This window comes from Mycobacterium asiaticum DSM 44297 (genome assembly GCF_000613245.1).
Lineage (GTDB): Bacteria > Actinomycetota > Actinomycetes > Mycobacteriales > Mycobacteriaceae > Mycobacterium > Mycobacterium asiaticum.
The window spans coordinates 464,713-480,432 of record NZ_HG964939.1 but is presented as its reverse complement, the minus strand read 5'-3'; the positions used below and the strand labels follow the sequence as shown (position 1 = coordinate 480,432).

Below are 15,720 nucleotides of genomic sequence, written 5' to 3'. Positions count from 1 at the left end.
TACCCATAGGGGGTATATAGTCTGCCGCATGAACCTACGCCGCCGATCAACGCGGATGGCGGTCCTTGCCGTTCTCGCCTGGTTGGTGGCGGTGGTGGTCGGCCAGTGCTGGCTGCCGCACCTGCAGCAACATGCGCCGCATACCCCTCATCCGTTGGCAGCGGTGGTAGGCGGTGAGTTCACGGTCAACGCCGACCACGCGCACTTCTCCGACAACTCGACACCGCCATGCCCACTGGACATGGCGGCCGTTGCGCTATCACGCTCGGACGCAACAATCTTCGCGCCTGCGTCGGTTGTACCGGCTGCGGGCATCGTGGTCGCGCACGCTCACCCGGCCGAGTCCACGGGACGCGCTCCGCCCCGGGCGGTGGACTGCCCTACCTGCGGACAGGACTTGCTGACCCGTTACTGCCTGGCTCGTCGCTGAGTGGTCAGCGCCACGCCGTGGCGGCTATGCCGCCGCAGCCGGTGACCGCTGACCCCAGCCATGCCGCGCACTCTTTGCCGGCACCGATGTAGAAGCGACGGAAAATGAACTTTCTGACGAACGTAAAAGACCTGCGCGTTTCGAACCGCGCTCACCTCACCACCGTCCGACCCAACCGCGACCGGTACCGGCTTGTTCGCCCGATCCCGACCCGGAATCATCAGCCCGGCACCATGGTTGGCCACACACCAGTGCTGTGGGTGTCCGGAGAGACGAGCCCGGTTGGCGCCGCCGACCGCGGATTCTGGGCCAAGCTAGAAGGATTCAACCCCGGCGGTATGAAGGATCGCCCCGCGTTGCACATGGTGGAACGTGCCCGCGCCCGCGGCGACCTCGCCCCAGGCGGCATGATCATCGAGTCAACCAGCGGCACATTGGGATTGGGTCTGGCTCTGGCCGGCAATGTGTATCGGCATCCGGTCACCCTGGTGACCGACCCCGGCCTGGAGCCGATCATCGCGCGGATGCTGACTGCCTACGGTGCCCGGGTCGACATGGTCACCGAGCCGCATCCGGTCGGCGGCTGGCAGCAGGCCCGCAAGGACCGGGTCAACGAGCTGCTCGCCGGGGAACCTGGCGCGTGGAACCCCGATCAGTACGGCAATTCCGACAATGTCGACGGCTACCGGACTTTGGGCCTGGAGTTGGTGTCTCAGCTCGGCCGTATCGATGTCCTGGTGTGCTCGGTGGGCACCGGTGGGCATTCGGCCGGTGTGGCGCGGGTCTTGCGGGAGTTCAATCCCAACCTGCGGCTGATCGGCGTGGACACCATTGGGTCCACCATCTTCGGGCAGCCCGCAGCCAACCGGTTGATGCGTGGATTGGGCTCGAGCATCTATCCCGGCAACGTCGACTACGGCGCATTCGACGAGGTGCACTGGGTTGCTCCCGCCGAGGCAGTGTGGGCCGCGCGCAACATGGCGGCCACCCACTTCGCCAGCGGGGGGTGGAGTGTCGGGGCAGTGGCGCTGGTCGCCGGCTGGGCCGCGCGCACGTCGTCGCCCGAGACCACGATCGCCGCGGTCTTCCCCGACGGCCCGCAGCGCTATTTCGACACCGTCTACAACGACGAGTACTGCGCCGAGCACGGGATACTGGGCGGACGCCCGGCCACCGACCCCGACTACATCGCCTCACCGGCGGACGCAGTGGTGAGCCGTTGGACGCGTACCACCGCGGTGGTCAACCCGGTGCGGGCGGTGGCGTGATGGGATTGCTGGCGCAGTTCCGCAGCTTCAATCAACCCACCCGGGTGCTGATGGTCAACCAGTTCGGCATCAACTTCGGTTTCTACCTGTTGATGCCGTATCTGGCCGACTACCTTTCCGGTCCTTTGGGGTTGGCGGCGTGGGCGGTCGGTCTGGTGCTAGGCGTACGCAACTTCTCGCAACAGGGCATGTTCTTCGTGGGCGGCACGCTCGCCGACCGGTTCGGTTACAAGCCGCTGATCGTAGCCGGATGTCTGCTGCGTACTGGCGGTTTCGCTCTGCTGGCCGTAGCGCAATCCCTGCCCAGCCTGCTGACTGCCGCGGTTGCAACGGGTTTCGCCGGGGCGCTGTTCAATCCCGCGGTGCGCGCCTACATCGCGGCCGACTCCGGTGCGCGCAAGGTGGATGCGTTCGCGACATTCAACGTGTTCTACCAGGCGGGAATCCTGCTGGGGCCGTTGGCGGGATTGGCGTTGCTGACAGTGGATTTCCGTGCGACGGTGTGGACCGCCGCGGCGGTGTTCGCCGTGCTGACGGTGGCGCAGCTACGGTCGCTGCCTCAGCGCACGGTCCAGCCCAGCGGTGAGCGAGGCTCGGTCCTGCACGATTGGCGCACGGTGGTCCGCAACCGGCGGTTCCTCGCCTTCGCCGCGGCAATGTCCGGGGCCTACGTCCTGTCATTCCAGATCTATCTGGCGCTTCCGATGCAGGCCACGCTCCTGGTGCCGGGCCGCCAAGCACTGGTCGTGGCAGCGGTGTTCGCGGTCTCGGGACTGGTCGCAATCGCCGGCCAGCTGCGCATCACCGCGTGGTTCGCTCAGCGTTGGGAGCCGGCCCGCAGCCTGGTTGTCGGCGCGGGAATCCTAACGGCTTCCTTCGTACCCCTCGCCGTGATGCCGAACGGTCAGCGGTTCGGCACGGCCGCCGGGGTGACGGCTTTGCTGCTCTCAGCCGGCTTGCTCGCGATCGCCTCGGCCGCGCTGTTTCCGTTCGAGATGCGCACCGTGGTAACCCTGTCGCGGGACAGACTGGTCGCGACGCATTACGGGTTTTACAGCACGATCGTCGGGGTGGTGATCTTGGCGGGCAACCTCACGGTTGGAACTTTGCTCGATATGGCGCACCGGTGGAACGCTGACGAAATGGTCTGGGGCGCTTTGATACTGCTGGGCACCCTCACGGTCGCGGGGTTGCGCCGGTTGGAAAGATCCGCTCCAGTGCTTGATAGATCAGCCGGGTGTACCGCTGTGTCCGGTCCGATCCGGCCGCGGTGACCTGCCCCATCTTGTTCATCACGTAGGCGAAGGTGACCCGGCGATCGAGGTCCATGACCACCATGGACCCACCCCAGCCGCCCCAGTAGCAGATCCGTCCCGCCGGAATGTCGGGCACCGCTTCCGCTTTCGGCAACGCAAACCCGATGCCCCAGCGCACCGGCATGCCCAGCACCAGGTCGATGCCGTCGGCCTGCTCGGAGAAGATCAAATCCACCGTATCTGGGCTCAGAAACTGGCGCCCATTGATGGTGCCGCCCAAGGAAATCGGCGACAGTGCTCGGACCAGGGCACGGGCATTGGCGTGACCGTTGGCCGCGCCGATGTCGGCGCGCCGCCACCCGGTGCTATGCGCGAGTAACGCGGCCTCGCCGGTCGGTGCCAACATGCCGAAGGTCTTTCGCATCGGATGGTCCTCGGGCACCGCGTCCAAAGGGACATCCAGCGGAGGTGGCGGGATCAATTCGGCGATGCGGCTGTCGTCCTCGGGGCGGGCGCCGATCTGGACGTCGGCGCCCAACGGAGTGGCGATCTCCTCGCGCACGAAGTCCTTGAGGGTCATGCCGGTGATGCGGCGGACGATCTCGCCGACCAAGTGGCCGATGTTCACCGCGTGGTAGCCCGATGCGGTGCCGGGCTGCCACCACGGCGCCTGCGCGGCGAGCCGGGCGGTGGATTTCTCCCAGTCGTAAACCTCTTCGATGGTGAAGGGCAGCTCCCAACCCGACACCCCCGAGGTGTGGCTCAGCACGTGGCGGACCTCGATGCGCTCCTTGCCGTTCGCGGCGAACTCCGGCCAATAACGGGCGACGGGCGCGTACGGGTCGAGGTCACCGCGGTCGATGAGCAGCAGCGCCGCCAGGGCGGTGATGTTCTTGGTGCTGGAGAAGACGTTGACGATGGTGTCGGCGTTCCACTGCCGGGACTGGGCGCGGTCGACGTAGCCACCCCAAATGTCGACCACCGTCTCGCCGTCGATGTCGACCGCAATGGCGGCGCCGAGTTCTCCGCCGGTGGACAGCTCGTCGGCCAGGCCAGCCGCCAGGTCAGCGAAACGCGCGTCGTAGTGTCCGGCGATGACGGCGTCGACGGCGGTATCGCAGATTTGTCGAGTCATGCTTGAGCTCCTCGGTAGTCGGTTCCTCGACTATGGGGCCGGCGCCGGCCGCGGCGCATTGGCCGGATCGCGTAAATCGCCGCCGCCGTCAGCGGGTATTTTTCTACGCATATCCGCCGATGTTGCGGGTCGCGACGCGGCGCAGGCTGGCTAGCATGGGTGAATCTGATTCCCGCGTGGACACGGCGCCGCTGGACTGGAGCGAGTTGGGCGTGAGTGAACTGCCGACCGGTACGGTGACCCTGCTGCTGGCAGACATCGAAGGATCCACTGCTTTGTGGCAGAACCATCCCGCCGAGATGACCGAAGCGGTGGCGCGCCTGGATGCGACCCTGGCTCAGCTGGTGGACGGCCACCACGGAGTGCGCCCGGTCGAACAGGGTGAGGGAGACAGCTTCGTCGTCGCTTTCGCCCGTGCCAGCGACGCCGCGTGCTGTGCCCTGGCGTTGCAGCGCGCACCGCTGGCTCCGCTGCGACTGCGAATCGGGTTGCACACCGGAGAGATTCAGCTCCGCGATGGCGCCAACTACATGGGACCCACCATCAATCGGGCCGCCCGGGTGCGCGACCTGGCGCATGGCGGTCAGACCGTGCTTACCGCGGCCACCGAGCAGGTCGTGGTCGACCACCTGCCGGATGGGGCATGGCTGACCGAGCTCGGCACCCACCAACTCCGTGGCCTGAACCGGCCCGAGCGCATCGTGCAGCTGTGCCATCCCGACCTGCGCGTCGAATTCCCGCCGCTGCGGTCATCGGATAGCGTTGCCGCACAACCGCTTCCGATATCCTTGACCAGCTTTGTCGGGCGCAGCGCCGAAATCACAGAGCTTACGCGGTTAGTCAACGAGCACCGGTTGGTGACCCTGACCGGCGCGGGCGGGGTCGGCAAGACCCGGTTGGCCGTCGAGCTGGCAACACTTCTCAACAAGGGCGTCGCCGGCCCGATCCACTATGTCGATCTCGTCCCGATCAACGACGCCGCTCTGGTCGAGGGAGCCGTCGCCCAAGCCATGGGTCTGCCCAATCAACCGGGTCGGTCGGTCGTCGACACCCTCGCGGCACGCATCGCCGACGGCCCGACATTGATCGTGCTGGACAATTGCGAGCATGTCCGCGAAGCGGTTACGGCGTTGGTGGATTCGTTGTTGGGTCGCTGCCCCGCCCTCCGGATTCTGGCCACCAGTCGCGAACCGCTGCGCACCGCCGCCGAGGTGAACTGGCAGGTTCCTTCGCTCGCGGTGGTCGACGAGGCCGTCGCGTTGTTCACCGACCGCGCCCGCCACGTTCGGCCCGAGTTCACCATCACCGAGAGCAACATCGACGCGGTCACCGAGATCTGTCGGCGGCTGGACGGCATGCCGCTCGCCATCGAATTGGCCGCCGCCCGAATGCGGGCGTTGTCGACGGCCGACATCCGGGACAGCTTGCAGGACCGTTTCCAGCTGCTCACCGGTGGCGCGCACACGGCCGTTCGGCGGCAGCAGACCCTGCGGGCTTCGGTGGACTGGTCGCATTCGATGCTTACCGAGGCGGAGCGCGTGCTGTTTCGTCGATTAGCGGTATTCGCAGGTGGTTTCGATCTCGACGCCGCTGTATCGGTGTGTGGGGGCGAGGGTGTGCAGCGCTATCAGGTGCTCGACCAGCTGAGCCTGCTGGTGGACAAGTCACTGGTGCAGGCCGACAATATCGCCGACCGAGCGCGGTACCGCATGCTGGAAACGATCCGCGAGTACGGCTTGGAAAGGCTCGACGAGTCCGGTGAGGCCGCCGCGGTGCGTCGTCGGCATCGGGATCACTACGCGGTGCTGGCCACCGCTCTTGATACCCCTACGCGCAACGATTTTCGGGACCGGGTGGCCCGCGTCGAAGCCGACCTCGACAACGTGCGGGCCGCATTCGCCCACTGCTGCGACAACGGGGAGTGTGAACAGGCGTTGCGGCTGGCGTCCTCGCTGCAACCGCTGTGGCAAGGCCGCGGCCGCCTGCGCGAGGGACTGAGGTGGTTCGACTCGGTGCTTAACCGCGCCGACTTCGATCCGGCTGTCATCGACGCGGTGATACATGCCCGGGCCATTGCGGACAAGGCCGTCCTCGATTCCTACACCGCAGCTACCGACAGTCTCGGGCAGGTGCACCGCGCCCTGGAAACCGCACGCGAGCTCGGGGACCCCACGCTGCTGGCCCGCACGCTGACCGCATGCGGTTGCATCGCCAATCTCGACTTCGATTCGGCGGCAGGATATTTCGCCGAAGCGATCGACTTGGTCCGGACGATCGGCGATGACTGGCGGCTGAGTCAGATCCTGGCCAGACAGGCGTATCTCGCCGCAATGGCCGGCGACCCGGTCGCGGCCGACGAGCTCGGCCGAGAAGGCGCGGAAGTCGCCGGTGCGCTCGGCGATTGGCTGAACGAGCACTGGTGTCGCTGGAGTGTGGGCATGTCCCAGATGTTCCGTGCTGATCTGGACGGCGCGATCGACACCTTCCGCAACGTGCTCGCCGACTGCGAAACCGACGGAAACATGTTGGGCAACATGTTGTGCCTGATCAGTATGGGGTGCGCCCTGGTGTACCGCGGAGATGTCGCCGCGGCCCGGGACGCGGGCCATGCAGCGATGGCCACCGGGGCTCAACTCGACGCCATGCTGGAACTCGCGGCCGCGACCGTGGTGGCCATTGCGGCGGTGGCCGATGGCGATGCCGAAGCTGCGAGCGCGATCAGCGCAAAGATCTGGGACCATCCCGGTGTTCACCGCGGTACAGTGGCCGCCCCCGCCGTCGCGCTGGGCGCGCACGTCGATGGCGACCTCGTCAAGGCGCAGCAATTGGCCGATGAGGCCGTCGCAACGCTGGCTGGTTGGCACCAGATGCTGGCGCTGAGTGTCCGCGCACACATCGCCGCGGACCGTGGCGACTCCGAGCAGGCCCGACGCGACGCCCTTCGCGCGCTGACGATGGCGGCCGACAACCACGCATACCTCAGCGTCCCGGCGGATCTCGAGGTCCTGGCGCGGCTGGCGGTCGACGGGGACAACCATCGCGAGGCGGCCCGGCTGCTCGGGGCGGCGGACGCCCAGCGCGCCCGCGTCCGCGAATTACGCTATCCGGTGTATGAGCCGGCCTACGCGTCGGCGGTTGACGCGTGCCGAAAGCAGCTGCAAGACAAGGGCTTTCAGGAAGCCTACAATGACGGTGCAGCACTTTCGGTCGACGACGCCATCGGCTACGCGCTGCGCCGGCGCGGCGAACGGAAACGGCCCGCCACCGGTTGGGCATCGCTGACCCCTACCGAACTCGACGTGGCCCGCCTGGTCAGCGAGGGACTGGCGAACAAGGACATCGCCGAGCGCATGTTCATCTCACCCCGCACGGTCCAGGCGCACCTGACGCACATGTACACCAAACTCGGCTTCACCTCTCGGCTACAGCTCGCCCGGGAGACCGCGCGCCGCGGCGACGACTCCTGAGGCCAGCCCGCCAGATCACATAACGGCCTCATTCGAGTTCCATGTGAATTTCGTCGGCTTCGCCAACAACCACTCAACTTTGCCTTAACATAAGGTTAACGAGAGGTGAACGCGTCCATAGCGCGGTGAGGTGAACCATGGATTTCGGGGCGTTGCCGCCGGAGGTCAACTCCGGCCGGATGTATGCGGGTTCGCGCTCCCGGTCGATGCTGGAGGCTGCGTACGCCTGGGATCGGTTGGCCGATGAGCTCTACAGCACCGTGAACGCCTACCGGTCGACGGTTGCCGCGCTGGCGGCGGACGGCTGGCAGGGTTGCGCGGCAGATGCGATGGCCGACGCCGCCGCGCCATATCTGCGGTGGCTCACCCGTACCGCCGCGCAGGCCGAGGAGATCGCCAGTCAGGCCCGGGCCGCGGCAAGCGCCTTCGACGACGCGCTCGCGGCCACGGTCGCGCCGTCGCTCATCGACGACAACCGCGCCCGCGTGGCGGCGTTGAGCGCCACCAACGCAACCGGCCAGTACACGCCGGCGATCGCGTCCCTGGAAGCCGAATATGGCGAGATGTGGGCACAGGACGCGGGCGCGATGTACCGCTACGCGGCCGCCTCCGCCGCGGCCGCCACCCTGCCCTCGCTGACGCCGCCCGCGCTGGGCTACAACATGCCTGCGCTGATGGGCTCCGATGACGGCGACGGCACTCCGGCCATGTTGGCGCCCGCGATGCCGGCCGTACCGCAAGCGCTGCGTAGCCTCGCCGGACCGGTCCGGTCGGCGGCGGTGAGCTCCGGGATCGCCAGGCTGCTGCGGCAGTGCAAGTTCGCCTCCCCGATGAGCGCCTTCGCCTCGGCGATCAGCACGTCCCGCAGCATGACTTCCTCGGGCACCTCGGCGCGGCCGAAGATGCCGGCGCAACCCGACATGAAGTTGGCCGTGGGCCGCGGTGTGGTGGTCGGGCGGTTGGTGGTGCCGCCCAGTTGGGGCGCGGTGGCGATGGGCGCCGTACGCGCCATCGCCTGATCGCCCGATCAGACCGCCGAGCCGCCGCCGTCGACGTGCAACGTCGAGCCCGTGATGAAGCTGGCCCGAGGTGAGCTGAGGAACAGCACGGCCTCGGCGATCTCGGCCGGGTGTGCGGTGCGGCCCAGAGGGAGCGCCTTGCCGAGTTCCTCGTTCACCTCGCCCCATTCGGCGGCGACACCCGGGGTGCGGGTGGGGCCGGGCGCCACACTGTTCACCCGCACTCCGCTGGCTCCGAACTCTGCGGCCCAGGTCCGGGTCAGAGATTCCAGGGCGGCCTTGGAAGCGCTGTAACCGGAGGCCCCTGCCACGCCCTTGGCGGCGACCATGGTCGTGACGTTGACGATGCTGCCCCGGCCCCGCTCCAGCATGCCCGGCACCAGGCCCGCAACCAGGAAGTAAGCGCCCCGGACATTGGTGTCGAACATCGTCTCGAAGCTCGACATGTCCTGATCGACGGTCAGTGCCGAGGGGAAGCTGGCGGCGTTGTTGACGATGATGTCGACCTCGCCGCACTGCTGCACCAGGGCTTGCACCGACTCGGCGTCGGCCATATCGGTCTGGACGAACCGAGCGTTCGGTCCGATGGCCTGGACGGCCAGCTCACCTCGGACCGGGTCCCGGCCCGAGATGATGACCGTGGCGCCCTCGCTGGCGAGCAGCCGGGCCGCCTCCAGCCCGATCCCTGCGGTACCGCCGGTGACGACCGCAGTGTGGTCGATCAGTTCCATCCGACTCAACTCCGCAGCGGCGCCCACGGGCTAACGGGCGGTGCCGCTGGACACGCTCGCGGCCGTCCAGTCGCTGAACCGGGTGGGATAGATCGTGACGTCTTCCCCCTCGATGGGAACGATGGTTTCCTCCTCGAGCACCGTGCCGTAATAGCGGGCGTCCGGATCGGTCACCACCTCACGCGGGTCGCCGGTGGCGGCGAACCGGTTGCGGATGAAGTCGTCCATGCCGGCCTTCTCCGGTCCGGCGATGTTGACGACCCCGTTGACCGGTTCAGCGGTCGCGGCACGAATCACGGCCGCGGCGACGTCCGCGGCGGCGATGGGTTGGAACGCCGCGTGCGGAGCGCGGACGGTGTCACCGTCGGTGAGCGAATCGGCAATGCCGTCAACGAATTCGAAGAACTGCGTCGCCCGCACGATGGTGTAGGGCGCCCCCGATTCGGTGATCACCCGTTCCTGGGCGATCTTGCCTCGCATGTACCCGCTGTCACCGGCCCGGGTCAGGCCCACGATCGAGAGTGCGACGTGGTTGCGCACGCCGGCGGCACGCTCGGCCTCCAGCAGGTTGCGGGTGGAGGTGGTGAAGAAGTTCAGTACGTCTTCGTCGGACCACGACGGCGAGTTGGACACGTCGACGACGGCGTCGACCCCGGTCATCGCTTCGGCAACGCCCTCGCCGGTAAGACTGTTGACACCCGAGCTGGGCGACGCCGAAACGGCCTCGTGTCCCTGCTCGGTCAAGTTGGCGACCACCTGCGACCCGATCAGCCCTGTGCCGCCTACCACCAAAATCTTCATTGCCACGCCTTTCCAAGTTTCTCCCGATGAACTGGCACGTTCAGCATCCCCCGGCCACGGGGCGGGGTGAACCCTTGAAAGTCCGTAGTCAGTCCGTGGGCCGGAGCTGTCGGCGTGACTTGATGCCCAGCTTGGCGAACACCTTCCGCAGGTGCCATTCCACGGTGTGGGTGCTGATGAACAGCTGCGCGGCGATCTCGGGGTTGGTCAGACCCTCGCCGGCCAGCTTCGCGATCTGCGCCTCCTGCGCCGTCAGTTCCATCGCCGGAGCCGCGGCGCGCTTGCTCACCTTCTGACCGGTCACCAGCAGCTCGCGGCGGCTGCGTTCGGCAAAACCTTCGGCGCCCATCTGGGTGAACATCTCGTGGGCGGTGTGCAACTGGCTGCGGGCGTCGACGCGGCGGTTGCAGCGGCGCAACCATTCCCCGTAGAGCAGATGCGCGCGGGCGAGCTGGACGGCGATCCGCGTGTTGCCCAACTTTTCGATCGCTTCCCGGTAGTGGGCTTCGGCTCGACGGTCGTCGGCGAGTAGCGCCCGAGAGCGGGCCAAAATCCCTGTCGCCCAGTCGGTTCGGCTGGCCAGGGCACGCTCTTCGAGCCGGCTCAGTGCGTCCACTGCGGTATCCCGATCACCGCTGCGGGTCGCCGATTCGATCAATTCGACCAGGCACCAACCGAACAGGCCCAGGTCGTCGTCCTCGCATGCGCGCCGGGCGGCGGCGCACGCCTCCTCGTAGCGGCCCAGACCGTTGTACAGCACGGCCGTGGCGAAACTCGTCAGGGCGATCACCCGGCCTTCGCCGCGGGCGAGGCCGTCGTGCAGGGCCGAGCCGATGAGGTGCAGGGCCTCCGATTCGGCGCCACGCAGCGCCGCCAGCAACACCGAGTGGTACTTCACCGGCGCGTAGCCGGTGGCGGTCGTGATGGCTTCGGCTTCCTCGATCAGGGTCGCGGCGGCGCTGAACTCACCGGCCTGGACATGCACTCCCGCGCGATACACCAGGGCAAGCGGCAGGACGGCGAGCGCACCGGCCTGCCGGGCCATCCGCACCGCGTGCGTGGCCAGTTGGTGCCAGATCTCGTCGTCCCAGAGTTCATGCGCCGCGGACTCCTGGACGATCGGGAACGCCTGCCAGAACCAGCGCATGATGTCGTCGCTGCCGCGCTCGGCTTCGGAACGGATCAGCGCGAGCGCGTCGCGCAGCGTCACCAGGCTCGCTGCATGGCCCTCGGCGGCCCGGATCGCGATGCCGTCCAGCAACAGGTCCACCGCCCGTGCGGGATGGGGCCCGGGTGGTGCAGTGCGCGCGGCGGCGGCGGTCATCCGGATGCCGCCGTACGGACACAGCCGTCCGCCGAACAGTGCCGCGCCCACCGCCTCGAGGTAGGTCTCCCGGGACTGGGCGTTGTCGAGTGCGGTGAGCTGCCGGGCGGCGTCCAGCAACCCGACCGCCGCATCGGAGACCGTCGGCGCATCGGGGTCACCGCTGCGGCTGCGGGCAAAGGCGATCTGGGCGCGCAGCCGGGTGAGCCGCGCCCGCTGCAAGTCATCCAGCGCCGCGCCGCCACCGGACTCCGCGATGTTCAGCAGCTCGTCGGCGGAGTCGAAGGCCGCCGCGTCGCGCTTGGCCTGCGCGGCGGCAAGTGCTCGGACCGACCGGCGCATCGGATCGGCGGTCAACTGCGTGGCCCGTTCCAGGAACGCCGCCGCGGCGGCCACCCCACCCCGCGCCTGCGCGCGCTCGGCGGACAGCTCGAGTTGCACCGCGACCGCCTCGTCGGGACCCGTCGCGGCCAGCGCCAGATGCCAGGCGCGGCGATCCGGATCGGCGTCCCCGTCGGTGACGGCGGCCAGGGCCCGATGAGCGCGGCGGCGCTCCATCAGGCTCGCCGCCCGGTAGGCGGCCGAACGCACCAACGGGTGGCGGAACCGCACCCGGGTTCCGACGTCGATCAGTCCCGCCGCCTCGGCCCCAACCGCGGCGTCATCGGGTAGCCCGAGATGTGCGGCGGCACGCATCAGCAACGCCGCGTCGCCGACCGGCTCGGCCGCCGCTGTGACCAGCAATTGCTGGGTATGCCCGGACAGTTGCTCAATGCGGCGCAGGAAGGTGCGCTCTATCTGCCCGACCAGTGGTTGCGCATCGGGCGGCCCGAATCCGCCGGCCAGCTCCGCGGCCGTCAGCCCTTTCGGTAACTCCAGCAGGGCCAGCGGGTTGCCCCGGGTTTCGGCGATGATCCGGTCGCGCACCTGGTTGTCCAGCCGGCCCAGGACAGCCGAATCCAGTAACGCGCGGGCCTCACCGGCGTTCAGGCCCTGCAGGGTCAGCTCCGGTAACCCGGCCAAATCCTCGCTCGGGCCGTCGCGTACCGCGAAGACAATCGCTACGGGTTCGGCGATCAGCCGGCGGGCGACGAAGGCCAGCGTTTGCGCCGACACCCGATCGATCCACTGTGCATCGTCGACGAGGAAGAGCAGCGGCTGCCGTTCGGCCGCGGCCGCGATCAGACTGAGCACCGCCAACCCGACGAGGAACCGGTCGGGAGCCGGCCCGGCGGCGCGGCCGAATGCAATCTCGAGGGCGTCGCGCTGCGGCGCGGGCAGCTCAGCGATCCAGTCCTGCAGCGGTATACACAGTTGGTGCAGAGCGGCGAACGCTAGCTCCATCTCCGACTCGACGCCGGAAACCCGCGCCGTCTGGAAGCCCACGGCCCGCTGTGCGGTGAAATCAAGCAGGGCCGTTTTGCCTATCCCGGCTTCACCGCCCAGCACCAGCACCTGGCTCCGTCCCGACCGGGCTGCGGACAGCAACCGTTCCAGGGCCGCGCATTCCGCGCGCCGACCCCGTAAACGAAGCGCCCGATCGGTGATCACCCTGCCGGATGACCTTACCGACAGCGCGGAGCTGCGTGTTAAATCAACTGCTTGACTTAATGCGGTCGACGCCGATTAACTCGACGGGTGGTCAACGAATTGGCGGACCAGGTTGCCGTCGTCACCGGCGCGGCTTCGGGGCTGGGCCGTGGCATCGCCCAACGGTTCGCCGCGGAGGGCGCGCGGGTCGTCATCGCCGACGTGGAGACCGAGGGCGGTCAGGCGCTGGCCGACGCACTGGGTCCCAACGCCGTCTTCCAGCGCACCGACGTCTCCGATCCCGAGCAGGTGAGCGCGCTGGTGGCCGCGGCGGTGCAGACATTCGGGGACCTGCACATCATGGTGAACAACGCCGGGGTTTCCGGGCCGCTACGCCGCCTGCTCGACGACGATTTTGCCGACTTCCATCGCGTGATGGCGGTCAACGTCCTCGGGGTCATGGCCGGTACTCGCGATGCCGCGCGGCACATGGCGGCTCACGGCGGCGGATCGATCATCAATCTGACCTCGATCGGTGGTATCCAGGCCGGCGGGGGCGTGATGACGTACCGCGCCTCCAAGGCCGCCGTCATCCAGTTCACCAAGTCAGCGGCAATTGAGTTGGCGTATCACGAGATTCGTGTCAACGCCATCGCGCCCGGCAACATCCCCACGCCGATCCTGGCGTCGTCGGCCGGGGACATGGACCCACCGGACCTCGAGCGATTCGAGGCCCGGATTCGCCAGGGCATGCGCGACGACCGGCCGCTGAAGCGCGAGGGCACCCCCGACGATGTCGCCGAGGCGGCGCTGTATCTGGCGGGCGAACGATCCCGCTATGTCACCGGTATTGTGCTTCCGGTGGATGGGGGAACTGTCGCCGGCAAGGTGATTCGGTCCCGCAAGCGGGACTGAAGCTGTCGATGTCGATCCTTTCGAAACAGGTGGTGGCCGACACCGTGGCTCGGGTCATCGCGGCCACGATCAACCCGGCGCCCAAGCCTGCCGTACGCTTTCCCGAAATCGCCGGCCACACGACAAAGGTCGAGATTCCGAGCAGGCACGGAGAGGTCTCCGCCACCGTCTACCACCCGACCGGTGCTGGTACCGGGGGCGCACTGCCCGTCTATGTCAATGTCCACGGCGGCGGATTCGTCGTCGGGCATCCCGAACAGGACGACCCATGGTGTCGTTACCTGGCCGCCCATGCCGGCGTGATCGTCGTCAACGCCGACTATGTCTTGGCTCCCGGCCATCGCTTTCCCGCTGCGCCTCAACAGATTTACGACGTCGTGTGCTGGGCGGCAAGCGCAGACCGGGACTGGGACGGGACGCGCCTTTGCGTCGGCGGTCAGAGCGCAGGCGGCAACTTGAGCGCCGCCGCAGCCCGCCTCGCGCTGGAGAACGGCGGTCCCCGCATTGCGTTGCAGGTGCTGCACTATGCGCCGCTGGATTTGGTGACGCCCACCGGTGAGAAGGCGTCCACGCTTGGGAGCCGGGCGGTGATGAAGCCGTGGATGGGCAAGGTTTTCGACACCGCCTACATCCCGGATCCGGCACACCGGCGTGATCGGCTGGCTTCGCCGGCGTGGGGCACAAACGCCAACGGCATTGCGGGCATAGCGCCCGCTTTGATCGTCACGGCCGAACACGACCGGCTCCGCGACGAGGCCCGTAGGTATGCGGACAAGCTCGCGGCCGTCGGCGCGTTGGTCGAGTATTACGAGGTGTCCGGCGTCGACCACGGGTACAACATCATGACCGGTGCCGCGGATGTCACCCGCCGTGCGTATGCCCGAATCGCGGAGCACGTTTCGAAGGCCATTGGCCCGAACGCTACCGCGAATTAAATCAGTCGCTTGACTTAACGGTGGGCGAGGCGTTGACTGGCCGGTATGACCACTGTCGGCCGGGTCGTTCGCAGCGAGCGGGCCAGCTCCACACAGGAGGCGATCCTGGTCGCCGCCGAGCGGCTGTTCGCCGAACACGGCGTCTTCGCGGTGTCCAACCGCCAGGTCAGTGAGGCGGCCGGGCAAGGTAACAACGCCGCCGTCGGCTATCACTTCGGCACGAAGGCCGACCTGGTCCGCGCGATCGAACACAAGCACCGGGGTCCCGTCGAGCAGTTACGCGAACGGATGGTGGCCGCCCTGCCGGCCGCCGCCGGTATGCGGGACTGGGTCGCGTGCCTGGTCCGGCCGTTAACCGATCACCTCGAGGCGCTCGGCAATCCCACCTGGTATGCGCGGTTCGCCGCCCAGGCCATGACGGATCCCGCATACCAGAACATCGTCGTCAAGGACGCGTTGAGTTCGCCGTCACTGGTTCAGGTCATCGACGGGATCAACAGCTGCCTGCCCGACCTGCCCGTCGACGTCCGGTTCGAACGAAACATCATGGCGCGCAACCTGTTGATGCATACCTGCGCCGATCTCGAGCGGGCACTGGCCGAAGGCAGCCAGGTGTCCCGGCCATCCTGGCGGGCTGCCGCCACCGGATTGACCGACGCGATCGTCGGACTGTGGCTGGCGCCTGTCACCGCTGCGGATGAAGAGTCAGGTAAATGAAAGTCTCTGTCAATCAAGATATCTGCGCTTCATCGGGTAACTGCGTGATGAACGCGCCCGAGGTCTTCGACCAGCGCGACGAGGACGGCGTCGTCGTCCTGCTCAACCCGAACCCGCCCGCCGACCAGGCCGAGGGTGCGCGCAAAGCCGCCGCCTTCTGCCCGGCTCTAGCCATTCAGATCGAGGAGTGAC

Annotated in this window: 13 protein-coding genes; 9 read left to right on the top strand and 4 right to left on the bottom strand. The window is 67.8% G+C overall.

From position 1 onward, the window contains the following. Nucleotides 1-28 precede the first annotated feature (28 nt). From lpqS to BN972_RS26200, 3 genes are all read left to right on the top strand, one after another. Nucleotides 29-430, top strand: coding sequence for a putative copper homeostasis (lipo)protein LpqS (gene lpqS / locus BN972_RS26210; protein WP_036365270.1), 402 nt, complete (start codon nt 29-31; stop codon nt 428-430). A gap of 233 nt (nt 431-663) precedes the next feature. Next, entirely contained in the window at nt 664-1,698 is a 1,035-nt protein-coding gene (locus BN972_RS26205; protein WP_235192608.1) for a PLP-dependent cysteine synthase family protein, read from the top strand. Continuing rightward, nucleotides 1,698-2,972, top strand: a complete 1,275-nt coding sequence (locus BN972_RS26200) for an MFS transporter (RefSeq protein WP_051545840.1) — start codon at nt 1,698-1,700, stop codon at nt 2,970-2,972. Before BN972_RS26205 ends, BN972_RS26200 begins: the two co-directional genes overlap by 1 nt. On the opposite strand, the gene BN972_RS26195 is transcribed toward BN972_RS26200, so the two are convergent. Next, complete coding sequence (locus BN972_RS26195; protein WP_036365267.1) at nt 2,875-4,089, bottom strand: EstA family serine hydrolase; 1,215 nt, start codon at nt 4,087-4,089, stop codon at nt 2,875-2,877. The two genes, BN972_RS26200 and BN972_RS26195, sit on opposite strands and share 98 nt — an antisense overlap. Nucleotides 4,090-4,244: 155 nt before the next feature. Between BN972_RS26195 and BN972_RS26190 the strand changes: the two genes are divergently transcribed. Continuing rightward, nucleotides 4,245-7,556: a helix-turn-helix transcriptional regulator gene (locus tag BN972_RS26190; RefSeq protein WP_235192590.1), complete on the top strand. Its 3,312-nt coding sequence runs from the start codon at nt 4,245-4,247 to the stop codon at nt 7,554-7,556. A 137-nt stretch (nt 7,557-7,693) separates the two neighbouring features. Then, a complete protein-coding gene (locus BN972_RS26185) occupies nt 7,694-8,575 on the top strand; it encodes a PPE family protein (protein WP_036365961.1) in 882 nt (293 codons plus the stop codon). Between the two features lie 8 nt (nt 8,576-8,583). Here the strand turns inward: BN972_RS26185 and BN972_RS26180 are convergent, their stop codons facing one another. From BN972_RS26180 to BN972_RS26170, 3 genes are all read right to left on the bottom strand, one after another. Next, nucleotides 8,584-9,306 carry an SDR family NAD(P)-dependent oxidoreductase gene (locus tag BN972_RS26180; RefSeq protein WP_036365265.1) on the bottom strand — a complete coding sequence of 241 codons (723 nt, stop codon included), beginning with the start codon at nt 9,304-9,306 and terminating at the stop codon, nt 8,584-8,586. A gap of 30 nt (nt 9,307-9,336) precedes the next feature. After that, nucleotides 9,337-10,107 (bottom strand): SDR family oxidoreductase, encoded by a 771-nt coding sequence (locus tag BN972_RS26175; RefSeq protein ID WP_036365262.1) that lies wholly within the window; start codon nt 10,105-10,107, stop codon nt 9,337-9,339. Between the two features lie 88 nt (nt 10,108-10,195). Next, nucleotides 10,196-12,982 carry a helix-turn-helix transcriptional regulator gene (locus BN972_RS26170; RefSeq protein ID WP_080697216.1) on the bottom strand — a complete coding sequence of 929 codons (2,787 nt, stop codon included), beginning with the start codon at nt 12,980-12,982 and terminating at the stop codon, nt 10,196-10,198. A gap of 87 nt (nt 12,983-13,069) precedes the next feature. Here BN972_RS26170 and BN972_RS26165 point away from each other — a divergent pair, with 87 nt between their 5' ends. From BN972_RS26165 to BN972_RS26150, 4 genes are read left to right on the top strand one after another with little or no spacing between them, the layout of a single operon-like run. Continuing rightward, nucleotides 13,070-13,876: an SDR family NAD(P)-dependent oxidoreductase gene (locus BN972_RS26165; protein WP_036365259.1), complete on the top strand. Its 807-nt coding sequence runs from the start codon at nt 13,070-13,072 to the stop codon at nt 13,874-13,876. A gap of 8 nt (nt 13,877-13,884) precedes the next feature. After that, nucleotides 13,885-14,811 (top strand): alpha/beta hydrolase, encoded by a 927-nt coding sequence (locus BN972_RS26160; RefSeq protein WP_036365255.1) that lies wholly within the window; start codon nt 13,885-13,887, stop codon nt 14,809-14,811. Between the two features lie 45 nt (nt 14,812-14,856). Further along, a complete protein-coding gene (locus BN972_RS26155; protein WP_036365252.1) occupies nt 14,857-15,528 on the top strand; it encodes a TetR/AcrR family transcriptional regulator in 672 nt (223 codons plus the stop codon). Next, nucleotides 15,525-15,719: a ferredoxin gene (locus BN972_RS26150; protein WP_036365249.1), complete on the top strand. Its 195-nt coding sequence runs from the start codon at nt 15,525-15,527 to the stop codon at nt 15,717-15,719. Before BN972_RS26155 ends, BN972_RS26150 begins: the two co-directional genes overlap by 4 nt. The last annotated feature ends 1 nt before the right edge of the window (nt 15,720 follow it).

Bases quoted from the DNA above. Each gene is read 5' to 3' on its own strand.
- BN972_RS26160 (WP_036365255.1), top strand. From the start codon at position 13,885: ATGTCGATCCTTTCGAAACAGGTGGTGGCCGACACCGTGGCTCGGGTC.
- BN972_RS26205 (WP_235192608.1), top strand. From the start codon at position 664: ATGGTTGGCCACACACCAGTGCTGTGGGTGTCCGGAGAGACGAGCCCG.
- BN972_RS26195 (WP_036365267.1), bottom strand. From the start codon at position 4,089: ATGACTCGACAAATCTGCGATACCGCCGTCGACGCCGTCATCGCCGGA.
- BN972_RS26190 (WP_235192590.1), top strand. From the start codon at position 4,245: ATGGGTGAATCTGATTCCCGCGTGGACACGGCGCCGCTGGACTGGAGC.
- lpqS (WP_036365270.1), top strand. From the start codon at position 29: ATGAACCTACGCCGCCGATCAACGCGGATGGCGGTCCTTGCCGTTCTC.
- BN972_RS26200 (WP_051545840.1), top strand. From the start codon at position 1,698: ATGGGATTGCTGGCGCAGTTCCGCAGCTTCAATCAACCCACCCGGGTG.
- BN972_RS26155 (WP_036365252.1), top strand. From the start codon at position 14,857: ATGACCACTGTCGGCCGGGTCGTTCGCAGCGAGCGGGCCAGCTCCACA.
- BN972_RS26185 (WP_036365961.1), top strand. From the start codon at position 7,694: ATGGATTTCGGGGCGTTGCCGCCGGAGGTCAACTCCGGCCGGATGTAT.
- BN972_RS26175 (WP_036365262.1), bottom strand. From the start codon at position 10,107: ATGAAGATTTTGGTGGTAGGCGGCACAGGGCTGATCGGGTCGCAGGTG.
- BN972_RS26150 (WP_036365249.1), top strand. From the start codon at position 15,525: ATGAAAGTCTCTGTCAATCAAGATATCTGCGCTTCATCGGGTAACTGC.
- BN972_RS26180 (WP_036365265.1), bottom strand. From the start codon at position 9,306: ATGGAACTGATCGACCACACTGCGGTCGTCACCGGCGGTACCGCAGGG.